At 66.8% G+C, this 11532-nt stretch carries 12 protein-coding genes; 7 read left to right on the top strand and 5 right to left on the bottom strand.

Annotated elements, in window-relative coordinates:
• The first annotated feature begins 88 nt into the window (after nucleotides 1-88).
• The 6 genes from EJ105_RS22175 to EJ105_RS22200 are packed head-to-tail and all read left to right on the top strand — an operon-like array spanning nucleotide 89 to nucleotide 5285.
• Nucleotides 89-952 carry an ABC transporter ATP-binding protein gene (locus EJ105_RS22175; RefSeq protein WP_250168043.1) on the top strand — a complete coding sequence of 288 codons (864 nt, stop codon included), beginning with the start codon at nucleotides 89-91 and terminating at the stop codon, nucleotides 950-952.
• Entirely contained in the window at nucleotides 949-1713 is a 765-nt protein-coding gene (locus tag EJ105_RS22180; RefSeq protein ID WP_250168044.1) for an ABC transporter permease, read from the top strand. The genes EJ105_RS22175 and EJ105_RS22180 overlap by 4 nt, the downstream gene beginning before the upstream one ends.
• Before the next feature lie 22 nt (nucleotides 1714-1735).
• Nucleotides 1736-2779 (top strand): ABC transporter substrate-binding protein, encoded by a 1044-nt coding sequence (locus EJ105_RS22185; RefSeq protein ID WP_250168045.1) that lies wholly within the window; start codon nucleotides 1736-1738, stop codon nucleotides 2777-2779.
• 47 nt (nucleotides 2780-2826) lie between these two features.
• The gene (locus tag EJ105_RS22190) at nucleotides 2827-3780 is read left to right on the top strand and encodes a 3-hydroxyacyl-CoA dehydrogenase NAD-binding domain-containing protein (protein WP_250168046.1); all 954 of its coding nucleotides are present in this window, start codon (nucleotides 2827-2829) and stop codon (nucleotides 3778-3780) included.
• Complete coding sequence (locus EJ105_RS22195; protein WP_250168047.1) at nucleotides 3770-4765, top strand: threonine ammonia-lyase; 996 nt, start codon at nucleotides 3770-3772, stop codon at nucleotides 4763-4765. Before EJ105_RS22190 ends, EJ105_RS22195 begins: the two co-directional genes overlap by 11 nt.
• A 22-nt stretch (nucleotides 4766-4787) precedes the next feature.
• Complete coding sequence (locus tag EJ105_RS22200; RefSeq protein WP_347881340.1) at nucleotides 4788-5285, top strand: RidA family protein; 498 nt, start codon at nucleotides 4788-4790, stop codon at nucleotides 5283-5285.
• 18 nt (nucleotides 5286-5303) lie between these two features.
• On the opposite strand, the gene EJ105_RS22205 is transcribed toward EJ105_RS22200, so the two are convergent.
• From EJ105_RS22205 to EJ105_RS22215, 3 genes are read right to left on the bottom strand one after another with little or no spacing between them, the layout of a single operon-like run.
• Nucleotides 5304-5522 (bottom strand): hypothetical protein, encoded by a 219-nt coding sequence (locus EJ105_RS22205; RefSeq protein WP_250168049.1) that lies wholly within the window; start codon nucleotides 5520-5522, stop codon nucleotides 5304-5306.
• Nucleotides 5523-6083 carry an acetoacetate decarboxylase family protein gene (locus EJ105_RS22210; protein ID WP_284145587.1) on the bottom strand — a complete coding sequence of 187 codons (561 nt, stop codon included), beginning with the start codon at nucleotides 6081-6083 and terminating at the stop codon, nucleotides 5523-5525. It abuts the gene before it with no gap.
• Nucleotides 6084-6124: 41 nt separating this feature from the next.
• Nucleotides 6125-6697: a DUF4865 family protein gene (locus tag EJ105_RS22215; protein ID WP_250168051.1), complete on the bottom strand. Its 573-nt coding sequence runs from the start codon at nucleotides 6695-6697 to the stop codon at nucleotides 6125-6127.
• Between the two features lie 175 nt (nucleotides 6698-6872).
• Between EJ105_RS22215 and EJ105_RS22220 the strand changes: the two genes are divergently transcribed.
• Entirely contained in the window at nucleotides 6873-7733 is an 861-nt protein-coding gene (locus tag EJ105_RS22220) for a LysR family transcriptional regulator (RefSeq protein WP_250168052.1), read from the top strand.
• Between the two features lie 116 nt (nucleotides 7734-7849).
• Here the strand turns inward: EJ105_RS22220 and EJ105_RS22225 are convergent, their stop codons facing one another.
• Both EJ105_RS22225 and EJ105_RS22230 read right to left on the bottom strand, forming a co-directional pair.
• Complete coding sequence (locus EJ105_RS22225) at nucleotides 7850-9232, bottom strand: Fic family protein (RefSeq protein ID WP_347881339.1); 1383 nt, start codon at nucleotides 9230-9232, stop codon at nucleotides 7850-7852.
• 191 nt (nucleotides 9233-9423) lie between these two features.
• Entirely contained in the window at nucleotides 9424-10746 is a 1323-nt protein-coding gene (locus EJ105_RS22230; RefSeq protein ID WP_250168053.1) for a site-specific integrase, read from the bottom strand.
• Nucleotides 10747-11532 lie beyond the last annotated feature (786 nt).

An 11532-nucleotide genomic window follows, 5' to 3' on the forward strand; every position in this document is an offset into this window, starting at 1 on the left:
AGCCTTCAAGAACAGACCTTCAGAGACCCTTCGCCTGCGGGCATGTCCCCGCCGGGCGGTGGAACCGTGTTCCAGGGAGCGGACAGAAATGGATGAAGCACAGACGATCGAAGCACAGACGATCGAAGCACAGACGATCCTTGCCTTTTCGGAGGTTCGCAAAAGCTTCGGCACCGGGGCCGAGGCACTGCCCATCGTGGGTGGCGTCACGTTCGACGTCGCGCGGGGTGAATTCATCACCCTGCTGGGCCCGTCCGGCTGTGGCAAGTCCACCCTGCTCAACATGAGCGCGGGCCTCATGCGGCCGACCTCCGGATCGGTCAGCTACGACGGCGCGCCCGTGCGGGGGATCAACCTCGACGTCGGGTACATGACGCAGGCGGACCACCTGCTGCCCTGGCGCACCATCGCCGGCAACATCGCCGTCCCGCTGGAGATCAAGGGCCTCGCGAAGGCGGAGCGCGCCGCGCGCATCGAGCAGTTGCTCACGCTGGTGGGGCTGGAGCGCTTCGGCGCGCACTATCCGAGCCAGGTCTCCGGCGGCATGCGCAAGCGTGCGGCGCTAGCCCGCCTGCTCGCCGCCGACCCTGCGACGCTGCTGATGGACGAGCCGTTCAGCGCGCTCGACGCCCAGTTGCGGCTCACCATGCAGGACGAGTTGCTGCGCCTGTGTGGCCGCTTCCGCAAGACCGTTCTGTTCGTCACCCACGATCTCGACGAGGCCATCACGCTCGCCGACCGTTGCGTGGTCCTCGGCACGCGTCCAACCACAATCCGTGCAATCATACCCATCGACCTGCCGCGCCCGCGCGAGCCCGTGCGCCTGCGCACCAATCCACGCTACCAGGCGCTCTACGCCCAACTATGGGACCTCCTCGCCGAGCCCGCGGCCGCACCGCCGCGGACCTCGGATGCGCCCTCCACCCTCAACATGGCTGGGGCCTTCGCATGATCGCGCTCTATCGCACCCTCTTCCTCGCGGTATTCCTGCTGATCTGGGAAGCGGCCTCCAAGATCTTCGACGCGGGCTTCTTCATCAGCCGCCCGTCCCTGGTGGCGGCGAGCTTCCTGACGATGATCTCCAACGGCAGCTTCTTCTACAACCTCTCCATCACCGCCACCGAAGCGGCGCTGGGCTTCCTTTTCGGCGCCATCTTGGGTATCGGCGCGGGCCTGCTGCTCGGCCGGCTGAAGCTGTTGGCCGACATCCTCGACCCATTCCTCATCACCTTCTACAGCCTGCCCAAGGTCGCGTTGGCGCCACTGTTCATCCTGTGGTTCGGGATCGGCATCGACATGAAGGTGATCCTGGCGGCCGTTACCGTCTTCTTCCTCGTGTTCCTGAACACTTACACCGGCGTACGCAGCGTGAGCCCCGAACAGCTTGCCATCTTGCGGCTGATGGGGGCCGGCGAGCGGGCGCTGATCTCCAAGGTCATCGTGCCATCGGCGCTGACGTGGGTGTTCACCGGCCTGCGCCTGTCGGTGCCCTACGCGCTCATCGGCGCCATCGTCGGCGAGATCATCGCCGCCAACCGGGGCATCGGCTACATCCTCTCCGACGCCGCGGCGCAGTTCGACACGGCGGCCGTATTCGCCGCCTTGATCGGCATCGTCGTCCTCAGCCTGATCTTCAACGGCATCGTCCGCTTCGCGGAAAGGGCCCTCATGCCCTGGAAGGCCGGTGAGGGAACCCGCGAGATCTCTGTCTGATATCCCCTCCGGAGGACGACCCATGCTCCACCGCCGCGCATTCATGAGCCTTGCCGCGCTGACGCCGCTGGCTCTGCGCGCCGCCACCGCCCGGGCTGACGAACCCTTCAAAATCACCATCGCCCAACCCAGCGAAGGCTTCCTCTACCTGCCCATCTATGCCGCCCGCGGCCTCGGCTGCTTCCGCGACGAGGGGCTGGAGGTGGAAGTCACCGTCTTCGGCAAGGGCGCGGCCGCCGCGCTCACCTCGGTGATCGGTGGCGAGAGCGACATCTACGTGGGCCTGCCCGCAGTGCCCCTGCAGGCCTGGGCCAAGGGGCAGAAGACGCAGTTGTTCGCTGCCCTCCTGAAGCAGTGCGGCAGCGACATCGTCCTGTCCGCCGACGCCGCCCGCAGGACCGGCCTCGGCGCGCGCAGGACGCCGTCCGAGAAGACGCAGGCGCTGCGTGGCCTGAAGATCGCGGTGGCGGGTGCCGGCAGCATCACCGATCTCGTCGTGCGCCATGTGGCCATCCACGGCGGGCTCGATCCGGATCGCGATCTCACCATCATCCCCATCGGCGGTGGCGGCAACATGATTGCCGCGTTCGCCCAGGGGCGGGTGGATGGCTATTGCCTCTCGGCGCCGACCTCGACCATCGGCATCGTCAAATTCGGCGGCGCGCTGCTGTTCGACTTCGCGAAAGGGGAATATCCCCCGCTTCGGGATTTCCTCTTCACCGCCCTCTCCGCCCGACCCGAATGGCTTGTGGCCAACCGCGGCCCGGTAGTGCGGCTGGTGCGGGCTCTCGCGCGCGCCATGGAGACGATGCGGACCCATCCTGATGCCGCACGCGCGGCCATCGGGCCGTTCTACCCCGGGGTGGAGCCAGCAGTGCTCGACGCCGCCTGGGCGCAGGCCATGGGGTCGTTGCCGGCCTCGCTCGGCCTCGACGCGGCGGGCGTCGTGAAGAATATCGACTTCCTCGCCGAAGCCCGAGGCGTGCGCCTCGATCTGCCGGTGGCGGAGGTCTTCACCAACGAAATCGTGGATCTCGCCGGCGCCGCGACCGCGGACCGCCGATAGCCGCAAGTACAGGCAGCAAGGAGCAGAAGGTGTCGCAAGACAAACGAATGGCCATCATCGGGTGCGGCGCCATGGGGTGCGACGTCGCCGCAATCTTTCTGGCCAGAGGCTGGAGCGTCGACGCGACGACCCGCGACGAGGCCACCTGGGAGGCGAGGCGCGAGCGGGTGCGGGCCTCCCTGGCCCAGATCGGCGCGCCCTTCGCGCCGGAACGATTCCGCCTGCATCGCACGGCGCAGGGCATCGACTGGCCGCGCATGGCGTTCGGGCTCGAATCCGTGCCGGAGGTGTTCGAGCTGAAGCAGGAGGTGTTCGCCGAACTCGATACCCTGGTGCCGCCGCACATTCCCCTCGCCACCAACACCTCCGGTTTCCGCATCAGCCTCATCGCCAGCGACTGCCAGACGGCGCACCGCATGGCGGGCCTGCACTTCTTTCTGCCGGCCCATCTCGTGCCCGCGGTTGAAGTGGTGCGGGGCGAGAAAACAGCCGCGGATGTTGCGGAGCGCCTCTACGCCATCATGACGGAGGTCGGCCGCAAGCCGATCCGGGTGGCCCGCGACGTGCCGGGCTTCCTCGCCAACCGCATCCAGCATGCCCTGATGCGCGAAGCCTTCGCCGTGATCGACGAGGGGCTCGGCACGGCGGAGGATGTGGACACCGCCGTGCGCTACGGCTTCGGCTTCCGCTACGTGGCGGCGGGGCCGATCCTGCAGAAGGAGTTCGCCGGGCTCGACACCCAGCTTGCCGCCGCGCGCACCATCTATCCGAGCCTTTACAACGGTGCCGAGCCGAGCCGGACGCTCACGGAGCTGGTGGCGCAGGACCGTCGCGGCATTAAGTCGGGTCACGGCTTCTGGGATTGGACACCGGATCGCGCCCGCTCTTCCCTTCAGGCCTATGAGGAGACGCTGATGGCCGCCGCCCGCCTGCTCGATAGGCAGGTCCCCACCCCGGATGCCGACAACCGGACAGCGGGGAGCGCCAGCCATGACCGCTGATCCCATCGGAATCGCCGAGGTTCGCGCGGCGGCGGCGCGCATCGGCGCCGACATCGTCCGCACCCCCGTCCTGACCAGCCCGCGGCTCGACGCGCTCGCACGCGGCCGCGTGTTCATCAAAGCGGAGAACCTGCAGCGCACCGGCTCGTTCAAGTTCCGTGGCGCGGCCAACCGCATCCGCGCGCTCGATGCCGGCCAGCGGAGCCGGGGCGTGGTGGCCTTCTCTTCGGGAAACCACGCGCTCGCCATCGCCGATGCGTCCCGGCTCGCCGGCGTCCCGGCCACCGTCATCATGCCGGCGGACGCCCCCGGCATCAAAATCGAGGGCGCGCGGCAGCGCGCGGCCACCGTCATCCTCTATGACCGCGAGCGGGAGGACCGTGAGCAGATCGGCCGTGCCCTCGTGGCAGAGCATGGGCTGACGCTGGTGCCGCCGTTCGACGATCCGTTCGTGATCGCGGGGCAGGGCACCGGCGCCTTGGAGGCGGTCGCGCAGATCGCCGAGGACACCACCACCCCAATCGACCAGGCCCTGGTATGCTGCAGCGGCGGCGGCCTTGCGGCGGGCTGGGCCATCGCCCTCGCCGAAGCCGCTCCGACGGCGCGGGTGGTGACGGTGGAGCCGGCGGGTTTCGACGACATGGCCCGATCGCTCGCGAGCGGCGCATGGGAACGCAATCCGCGCCTCTCCGGCTCGATCTGCGACGCGCTCCTCGTCCCCGCGCCGGGGCGCCTGACGCTGCCGATCCTTGCCTCTCACGGTGTGTACGGCGTTGCGGTTTCAGACGACGCGGTCCTTGAGGCCATCCGTTTCGCCGCTCGGGAACTGAAGCTCGTTCTGGAACCGGGCGGGACCGCTGCACTTGCCGCAGTACTTTCGGGGGCTGTCGAGACCGCCGGTCGCACCACGCTGATCGTCGCCTCGGGCGGCAACATCGATCCGACGCTTTTCAAGGCGGCATTGGAGCAGCCGGTCGCAGCCTGAAGTTATGGAGGTCCCTTTGATTTTGTGCGCGGACACGACACCTTTCAGCTGGCAGGCGGCGCTCGACGCCGCAGGCATCCTCCTACCCGCCGCCGCGCCGCCGGCGGCCGCCTACACGCCCGTCGTGGTCCACGAGGGGCTTGCCTTCGTCAGCGGGCAGTTGCCGCGCGACGAGACCGGGGTGACGACGGTCGGCCGCGTCGGGGAGGAGGTCACGCTCGAAGAGGCGCAGGCGGGTGCCCGGCTGGCTCTGGTCCGCGGCCTTGCAGCGCTGCGCGACGGGCTCGGCGGCATCGACCGCCTGGACCGCATCCTCAAGATGACCGTGTTCGTGTCGAGCGGGCCGGACTTCGTGGAGCAGAGCGCGGTCGCGGATGGCGCCTCGACGCTGTTGTTCGAACTGCTGGGACTGGAGCGAGGGCGCCATGCCCGCTCCGCCGTGGGCGTCGCCAAGCTGCCGCGCAATGCCGCCGTCGAGATCGAGTTGATCGCCTCGGTCAAGCCCGCCTCCAGCTTCTGAACCGGCGGCGGGAACCACTCAGCGCAGCATGCGCTGGTCGCGATAGGATTTTCCGCCGTGCGAATGCACCACCGTGCCGCCGCGCGGCTCGCGCATGGGCAGGCCTGCGAGGGCGTTCACCACATGATGCATGGTCGGAAGGTCCGCCCAGGCGGCGGGGTGGAATTGCACCCGGCCTGTTCCAGTCTGACGATGCTCGACGGTCCTGTCGGGATCCTTGCCCGGGGTGAGCGTCACCTAGCACAGGTCCGCCTCCCCCCAGGCGCCGGTGCGCGGGACATATTTCAGCATCAGGATGTCGTCGGGCGGCGGCGCGTCCGGGGAAATGTCGCGCAGCCCAGACACCTCGATATCGAGGAAGCGGAACCCAAGCCAGCCGGCGGAGCACAGATGGGCGCCGTCCCACGTGCGCGGCGTCGGGATGTCCGCATAGAGCTTGGGGTGCCCGATCTCGTCGCGCCAGGTGATGACCGGATCGGTGAGGTTCTCCCAGATGACGGCGAGGAACCGGCCAGAGGCCTTGTCCTCCCGTCCGGCGAAGCTGGCCGGCCAACTGACCTGAACCATGGTGTAGCCCCGGCCCGCCAGCCAGTCGATTCCCGTGAGATAATGGAACTCGACGGTGACGACCGGTTCGCCGGAGAGGGCGAACCCCTCCGGCAGATGCGCCTCCAGCCGGGCGGCATCGGTCAGGAAGCGCGTGGCGACGCTGAGCCGTTGCGGGTTCGATGCTGGAGCGGTGGGCATGCCGTCGGGCATTTGCCGCGGGCCGGGGGCCGGCCCGAAATGGGTCGGCATCCGATAGATGCGTCGCGCCTCAAAACGGTAGCCCGTCGGGGTCACGCCTTCGGCAGGGTGTCGAGCAGGGGGCGCGCCAGATGGAGAATCTCGTAGGCCGTGCCCTGCTGGCGTCCATCCGGTTCGTTGGCCGAGACGACAATGCGGGTGAAGCGCCAGACCTGCGTGTCGATGCCCACCGCCGCGACCACCGTTCCAGGCTGACGCGCCGCCTGCCGGGTAGCTTCCACCTCGGCGGCGAAGGCGGCTTCGAGATCGGCGTCGAGCGGAATGTCGACCTCGTGCTTGAACACGAAGCGCGCCTCGTCGGCCTCGCCCTTGCGGGCATCCAAGACGAAACGAGTGGCAATGTCCGCCCGGCCGAAGCTGTCCGTCACCACCCGGTAGCGGCCAGCGAGGAGGAAGTCGCGGAAGGCCTCGTCCTGGCGCCAGAGGTAGAGCGAGGAATAGTTGTTGGCGATGGCCCCGTAGCGGCCGCGCTCGCGCAGCAGAAAGCCCTTGAAATAGAGGTCCGGCACGGCCGCCCAGAGGACGCCCCGCTCCGCGGCCCGGGCGCGGATGAGCCCTACGTCATAGGTGGCGGGCAGGCGGTGACCGTAATGCGCGAGGATCATTCCCGACGTTCCTTATTCCGTGATGAGCCGGGCGCCGCGCTGCCGGCAGGACCGACACGCCTTCCTGCCAGCAGGGGGGAGCCCGCCTCTTGACGAGAGGACGATAAGCGTCGGTTGAACATATAAAAATGGCATGATACTCCATTTCAGACATTGAAAATCCGAATGATAGATCATGAAGGCACTCGACATCGAAGCCGTGCAGGCGTTCGTCCTCACCGCCGATCTCAAGAGCTTCACCCGTGCCGCCGAAGCGCTCGACACGGCGCAGTCTGCGGTGAGCCTGAAGGTGAAGCGGCTGGAAGAAGTCCTCGGCCGACGCCTGTTGGAGCGGACGCCGCGGCTGGTCCGCCTGTCGTCCGACGGCGCCGCATTTCTCGACCACGCGCGGGCGCTGATCGGTGCCCACCAGTTGGCCGTCGGATGCTTCGGAAAGGAGAAACGCCGCCTCGTCGTCGGTATCAGCCACCATATCGTCGGCAGTGAGCTGCCGGTGTTGCTGAAGCGCATGGGTGGCGTTGACCCGTCGCTCATCCTGGAGGTACGGGTCACCTCTTCACGGGAGAGCCTGGAGGATTTCGAGCGTGGCGAACTCGACGCGGCCATCGTGCTGCGTCACGATAACCATCGCCGCGGCGGTGAGGTCATCCTCGATGAGGAATTTGGCTGGATGGCGGTGCCGGACTTTGAGCATAGCATCGGCGAGCCGCTGCGCCTTGCGACCCAGGCAGCGCCGTGCAGCGTTCGCAGTATGGCGACGACGGCGCTCGATGCCGCGGGCATACCCTGGACGGAAGTTTTTGTCGGCGGCGGCATCGGCACCATCGGTGCGGCGGTCTCTGCCGGCCTCGCGGTCGCTGCGTTGGGCCGGCGGGTGGCGCCGGCGGCAACGGTCGATGTTGGGCCGAGGCTTGGGCTGCCGGGGCTGCCCTCGCGGGAGGTGATGCTCTACTCAAACCTCACCGATCGGACCGCCCGCAAGGCGCTACGCACACTCGGTGCCGCGATCCGCTCTACGGCGGGAGGGGCAACGTAGGCTTTCGGTAGGTGCCCTTGGAGTTTCGTCCCAGCCCGATATGGCTTGGCTTACGATTAGTCGGGTCTAGCCAAAGGCTTGCGGCAGTATTGGAAAAGCTGGACTTCCATGTCCATCTAAATGCCCCGCTGGATAGCCATCGCGACCGCGCCAACCAGTCGATCGTCCGGGAATAGCCCCTGCTCGTGCAAGGCCCTCAGCCTTGTTTCAAGATTGGCGGAGCTTGGCGTCGCGTCGGGCTCGCGAGCGAGCGTCTGAAGCTCTCGACCGATGGCCTCAATGCGCTCCATCCGAGCCAGGTCCTCCTCCGGGCTGGACCATCCCGGCCCGTCCCGAGCTGCCTTGTCGGCGTGTGCCAGGACCCAGCGCGCAACCGCTTCCAAGGCATCGGCGGCGCTGGCGATGAGGCTGTAGCTGGTACTCCGCCCGCCGGCCGGCTCCCGGACTAGAATGCCCTTGCCGCACAGGTCCTCGATGTCGCGGGAGGCGGTGTCCTGCGAGCATTTGGCGAAGGTGGCATATTTGGACGAGGTCAGCTTGCCGTCGAAGCCGTCAAGCAGGCGGTTGACCACGAGGCGCTGGCGCGTGTTGAGGGCGCTCCCGGCATGGGCCTCCCAGAAGCGCGCCTTGCGCAGAACCGTGGCAAGGACCGCCTCCGCCCCATGGAAGGCGCGGTCCAGGCATGCCAGGAACCAAGCGAGCCACGCCGTGATATCGAGATCACCGTTCTGGGTTCGCTCCAAGGTCTCGTAATAGGTTTTCCGTTCGATCCGGATCTGCGCGGACATGCTGTAGAACCGCTGAGGCGAACTCTCCGAGCGCGCCAGCGCCATGTCGGCGATGGCGCGGGCGATGCGCCCGTTGCCATCCTCGAACGGGTGGATGGTGACGAACCACAGATGGGCTACGGCCGCGAACAGGACGGGATCGATGCCGCTGGGCGCGTTGAACCACGCGAGAAACGCCTGCATCTCGGCCGGGAGGCGCTCCGCGCCCGGCGCTTCGAAATGCACATGCTCGCGCCCGATCGGCCCGGAAACGACCTGCATCGGCCCGGATTGTCCGGTGCGCCACCCGCCTACGGTGATCTTGGCCATGCCGCTGCGACCGGTGGGAAACAGCGCGGCATGCCAGCCGAACAGCCTCTCCTCGGTGAGGGGGACCCGGTAGTTCTGGGTCGCGTCCAGCATCATCTCCACGACCCCTTCGACATGGCGATCCACCGGGGCGAGTGCCCCGATGTCCATGCCGAGGCGCCGCGCGATCGAGGAGCGCACCTGCGCCCGGTCGAGCCGCTCGCCCTCGATGTCACTGGATTTGAGGACCTCTTCGGTCAGGGATTGCAGGACGGCTTCGCCACGAAGCTCGAAGCCCAGTCCTTCCATGCGGCCGACCAATCGCCCCTGGTGATGCCGCACCGCCGCTAGCGGCGCGGCCAGCGCCGCGTGATCCCAGCGAAACCGGGGCCAATCGGGCAGGTCATGGACATAGGTTGTCATTCTCCGCGCTCCATGCGGAGAATGTGAGGGTCAATCTCCGCAAACGCAAGAGGCTATATCCGCAATTTATGCGGAGTATACCAAATGCAATCTCCGCATCGCACACCGACCCGGCGGGTCGACGCCGATCGTGGCCGTCCGCCAACCGCTTCAGCTCGTTGGCTGATAGAGCCTGATTCCGCTCCGCCGTGTCACGATTCTGACTGCGGCACTCTCTGATCCGTCTCCTGGAATTCCTGCGACTGGCGCGCCCCACGCCGAGGAGGACGCGCAGCCGCCGCCTTGCCGTCGAGAATGTCGGCCATCTCGTCCGCGACGCGGTCCGCCGCGAGCCGCAGCGCCTCGTCGATATGGATATAGCGTTGCGTCACGCCGCGCGATGCGTGGCCGAGCAGCGCCGCGATGGTCAACTCGGAAAAGCCAAGGTCGCCGGCGACGCTCGCGAAGGTGTGGCGTAGGGTATGCGGGGTGACGTCGACCAGTCGCGCCATTGCGCAGATGCGATCGAGCACGCGTACGATCCCGACGAAATGCCCTTCACCCCAATCGGCGGGGAAGAAGAAGCGCGATCCGGCCTGAGGCTGTGCCAGCAGCAGGTCCACGGCGGCGCGGCCGATGACCCGCGTCTGCGCGCCGCTCTTCGTGTCGGGAAATCGGATCGAGCCCTCCTCGTCATGGAGCCAGGCACGCTCCAAAGCGAGCCCCTCCATACGGCGCAGGCCCGTCATCAGAAAGAAGCGGATTGCCGCAAGGCCGGTCGGGTGCTCGCCGTCCTGCTCCGCTATCCGCATCGCCTTGCCGAGCTTCTCGATCTCGGCGCGGCTCAGCCGGCGGTCGCGTGGCGTACTGGCGAGGCGACGGACACCCTTAGCCGGGTTGCTCGTGATTTTCCCCAGCCGCACCGCGTGCTCAAAAATGGAGTGCAGGGTCGACATGGTGCGTGCAGCGACCCCTTCGCCGCCTGTGGTGGCACCGCCGCGGCTACCGACGCGCGCTTTGGACGTCTTACCGGCCGCGATATCGGCCTGGGCACCCTCGATGTCGCCCAGCTTAAGCGTGTTTATGATCCGTTTGCCCAGCAGCGGCTTGATATGCGCGTCAATTCGGCTGCGATCCATGGCAAGCGTCGACGCCTTGATAGGCCGGCGTCGCTTACCAAGAATTCGTCCGGCCTCCGCCTCGCCCAGATACCAGTCGCAGAGCGCACCGACGGTTAGATCGTCCGTTCGCGTGGCGGCCTCCTCCGGATCGCATCCCTTTGCGACCACCATCAGGATGTCTCTTGCCGCGTCCCGCGCCTGCTCCACGGTCATGAGACCATATCGCCCGATGACCCTGCGGCGATGGCGTCCTTCCGGCGTTCGGTACTGCACGATGAAACTCTTGAGGCCCGCCGCGCTGACCCGCACGCCGAAGCCGCGCAACTCGCCATCCCAGAGGAACTGCTCAGAACCTTCGACCCCAACCTTGGAAGGTTTCAGAGCATCCAAACGGCGCTTTGTGAGCTTTTCCATTTTATTCCAAGCACTTATATTAAATTTGCTTCCATTTTTTCTATTGTAACGCTTCCGGAAGCCGAATGGAAGCATCCGAAATCAAATCGTGGCGTCTGGGTGGCGACGATCGGCGGAGCGAGTGTGAACTAAGTATCTGCCTTGTAGTGTTTTTTACAAATTCAGCGAAGGGCCGGATATCGTAGCGAACGGCTCTCGGGCACGTTGCCAAGGTTGGGGTCGAGGGTTCGAATCCCTTCGCCCGCTCCAAATTTTCCCAATAAAGTCAGTTGGTTAGCAAGCGCCCTTCGGGGCGTTTTCTGCTTACCGGCCAAAGCTTTGGAATTCCGGTAAGCAGGCGGTAAGCACGTCAAGGGCGATCCTGGCGTGCCTTGGCGTAGGCGCCGCCCTGCTCGAAGTCGCCGAACGAGAGCCCTGACCGGGGCGTGGTGGGCTTGTTCGGCGGACAGAAATCTACCGCCGGCCGAGCGGGCTTTGTCGCCCGGTCAGAGGAAGAGGGCGGGCGTCCCGTGACAGGTTGAGGGCTGAGAGAGGCTCCACGCAGTCCGCGTACCTGCATTGGATGCAGGGGGCCGTCAGGACCAACCAAGAACGTCCCACCTCGTACTTCACAGCGGCAAGGCGCGGGATGACTCATGCCTGCCCCTCGAGTGTCCTCTCAGCGACGTCCGCTTTGCGCCCCGAGGCTGTGTGAGAACTCACTGTGGCTCGTCGCGCAGGTTGTTGCCACGGCGCGCGTCGGCTCCGGTCACCCGGCTATCGCCTTGAGGGTCGCGGCCACGCCAG

The organism is Xanthobacter aminoxidans (assembly GCF_023571765.1).
Classification (GTDB): domain Bacteria; phylum Pseudomonadota; class Alphaproteobacteria; order Rhizobiales; family Xanthobacteraceae; genus Xanthobacter; species Xanthobacter aminoxidans.

Bases quoted from the DNA above. Each gene is read 5' to 3' on its own strand.
- EJ105_RS22175 (WP_250168043.1), top strand. From the start codon at position 89: ATGGATGAAGCACAGACGATCGAAGCACAGACGATCGAAGCACAGACG.
- EJ105_RS22180 (WP_250168044.1), top strand. From the start codon at position 949: ATGATCGCGCTCTATCGCACCCTCTTCCTCGCGGTATTCCTGCTGATC.
- EJ105_RS22185 (WP_250168045.1), top strand. From the start codon at position 1,736: ATGCTCCACCGCCGCGCATTCATGAGCCTTGCCGCGCTGACGCCGCTG.
- EJ105_RS22190 (WP_250168046.1), top strand. From the start codon at position 2,827: ATGGCCATCATCGGGTGCGGCGCCATGGGGTGCGACGTCGCCGCAATC.
- EJ105_RS22195 (WP_250168047.1), top strand. From the start codon at position 3,770: ATGACCGCTGATCCCATCGGAATCGCCGAGGTTCGCGCGGCGGCGGCG.
- EJ105_RS22210 (WP_284145587.1), bottom strand. From the start codon at position 6,083: ATGCCGACCCATTTCGGGCCGGCCCCCGGCCCGCGGCAAATGCCCGAC.
- EJ105_RS22215 (WP_250168051.1), bottom strand. From the start codon at position 6,697: ATGATCCTCGCGCATTACGGTCACCGCCTGCCCGCCACCTATGACGTA.
- EJ105_RS22220 (WP_250168052.1), top strand. From the start codon at position 6,873: ATGAAGGCACTCGACATCGAAGCCGTGCAGGCGTTCGTCCTCACCGCC.
- EJ105_RS22225 (WP_347881339.1), bottom strand. From the start codon at position 9,232: ATGACAACCTATGTCCATGACCTGCCCGATTGGCCCCGGTTTCGCTGG.
- EJ105_RS22230 (WP_250168053.1), bottom strand. From the start codon at position 10,746: ATGGAAAAGCTCACAAAGCGCCGTTTGGATGCTCTGAAACCTTCCAAG.